3 protein-coding genes and 1 riboswitch are annotated in these 2,381 nt (G+C 41.7%); all 3 genes read left to right on the top strand.

Going from position 1 to position 2,381, the window contains the following annotated elements:
• Positions 1-55: 55 nt before the first annotated feature.
• Positions 56-1,438 carry a Fe-S cluster assembly protein SufB gene (gene sufB / locus SORDD16_RS05620; RefSeq protein WP_061452682.1) on the top strand — a complete coding sequence of 461 codons (1,383 nt, stop codon included), beginning with the start codon at positions 56-58 and terminating at the stop codon, positions 1,436-1,438.
• Positions 1,439-1,543: 105 nt separating this feature from the next.
• Positions 1,544-1,822, top strand: coding sequence for a chorismate mutase (locus SORDD16_RS05615; RefSeq protein WP_061452681.1), 279 nt, complete (start codon positions 1,544-1,546; stop codon positions 1,820-1,822).
• A gap of 32 nt (positions 1,823-1,854) precedes the next feature.
• Positions 1,855-1,916, top strand: a riboswitch (Fluoride riboswitch).
• Between the two features lie 78 nt (positions 1,917-1,994).
• Positions 1,995-2,381 (top strand): chloride channel protein (locus SORDD16_RS05610; protein WP_241734018.1); only part of this gene is annotated, 387 nt, incomplete at its 3' end.

Raw genomic sequence — 2,381 nt, 5'->3', positions numbered from 1 at the left:
ATAATAATATTATAGAAAGTATTCTCCAAGTTTTGAAATCGAGAGGAGGAGCAGGATGACAAAACGAGACTACGCCTATGGTTTTCATGATACTCTAACACCCCTATATTCCACAGGAAAGGGATTGTCGGCAGATGTGGTACGGCAGCTCTCTCATGAAAAGGGAGAGCCAGACTGGATGTTGGATTATCGCTTGCGGTCCCTGGAACTCTTTTATAAACTTCCCATGCCAGACTTCGGGCCAGACCTATCAGGTATCAATTTTGATGAGGTTATCTACTACCAAAAACTCAGCGACAAAAAGGCCAGATCCTGGGAGGAGGTTCCAGAGGAAATCAAGAAAACCTTTGAACGGTTGGGAATACCTGAAGCAGAACGGCAATATCTGTCGGGGGCTGTGGCTCAGTACGAATCTGAAGTGGTTTATCACAATATGAAAGAGGAGTTTGAAAAGCTAGGTATTATCTTTACAGATACGGATACAGCCTTAAAGGAATACCCTGAGTTAGTCAAGCAATATTTTGGAACCATCATTTCCAATGCCGAGCATAAATTTTCTGCTCTTAACAGTGCCGTCTGGTCGGGTGGAACCTTTATTTACGTTCCAAAGGGAGTCAAATGTACTGTCCCAGTGCAAACCTACTTTCGGATCAATGGGGAAAATGCAGGTCAGTTTGAACGCTCACTTATGATCATCGAGGAAGACGCTTCCATTCAGTATATCGAAGGATGTACAGCTCCCACATATTCTACCAATAGTTTGCACGCTGCAAATGTTGAAATCATTGTTAAAAAGAATGGATTTTTCCGCTACACTACCATGCAAAACTGGTCGGATAATGTCTATAACCTGGTCACCGAAAGAGGAACAGTCGAAGAAGGTGGAACCTTGGAGTGGATTGATGGCAATTTAGGCAGTAAGGTCAATATGAAATACCCTTGTAGCATTTTAAATGGTTCTCACGCTAAAACATCAATTCTATCTATGGCTTTTGCGAATTCGGGACAACACCTGGATGCTGGCTGTAAAGTCTATCACAATGCTCCAAAAACCAGTTCGACCCTGATTTCAAAATCGGTGGCTAAGGATGGTGGAAAGACGGACTATCGTGGTCAGGTTCGCTTTGGAAGAAATAGCAGTGGATCCAAGTCTCATATCGAGTGCGACACGATTTTGATGGATGATTTATCGACTTCGGATACCATTCCCTTTAATGAAATCCATAACTCCAATGTTAGTTTGGAGCATGAAGCTAAGGTTTCAAAAGTGTCTGAAGATCAGCTCTTTTATATGATGAGCCGCGGGATTAGTGAAGAAGAAGCAACTGCTATGATTATTAACGGCTTTATGGAACCCATTACCAAGGAACTACCGATGGAATATGCTGTTGAAATGAACCAACTAATCAGCATGAGTATGGAAGGCTCTGTCGGGTAAAAATACGGAAGGAATCGTTTACTTTGATGAATTTTTAAAAGAAAGTGGAAAAAGTTGCCTCCTTTTGGTACAATAATAAGAATCAGAAAGTAAGAGGTGGCTGAGATGGATTTAGAAAGTATTCGTCAAGAAATTGATCAGATTGATGATCAGATTGTTCAACTACTGGAAGAGCGGATGAATAAGGTTGGACAAGTTGTGGCTTGCAAGCGTTCTAGTGGAAAAGCAGTTCTCGATTCCAAACGAGAGGAAGCCATTTTCCAAAAAGTAGCGCAAAGAGTCACCAATAAAAACTATGAAGAAACCATTGTAGCTACCTTTTCAGATATTTTAAAACAATCGCGCGCCTACCAAGATAAACATTTGAGTGATCGGAATCGGTAAATGGGTGACTGCTTTTAAAGAAGGCTGTATACTATCCACAAAGGGATGGTGCTCCCTATAATCGCTAGAAATAGCTGATGGCGCCTGTTAGAAATAAGAGCTTACCGTTTTTTGAGCCTTTATTTCTAGCAGGTGCTTTTTAGTACCTGCGGCTAACTAGGAAGGAATAGTGATGAAAAAAATAAAAGAAACGGCTTTGTTAACGCTACTAGCACTTGTGATTGGTGTCTTGGTTGGAGGAGTTGATACCCTATTTGGTCAGTGCCTGCTCTGGATCTCGGAACTGAGGGGAACATATCTGTGGTTATTGCTCCCAGTCTTACCTATTGCAGGCCTATTTCTTGTATATCTCTACGAGCGCTATGGTGGGATTAGTCAAAAAGGTATGACTTTGGTATTTGAAGTAGGGCATGAAAAAGAAAGTAGAATTCCTAAACGCTTGATCCCTTTGGTAATTTTTTCTACTTGGATGACCCATCTATTTGGAGGATCGGCTGGCCGTGAAGGAGTAGCCGTCCAGTTAGGTGCGACCATTTCACATTGGTTTAGCCGATACTTT

This window comes from Streptococcus oralis, from assembly GCF_001578945.1.
Classification (GTDB): Bacteria; Bacillota; Bacilli; order Lactobacillales; family Streptococcaceae; genus Streptococcus; species Streptococcus oralis_Q.
Note: the sequence above shows the minus strand (reverse complement) of the source record. Positions and strands in the feature narration are given on the sequence as shown.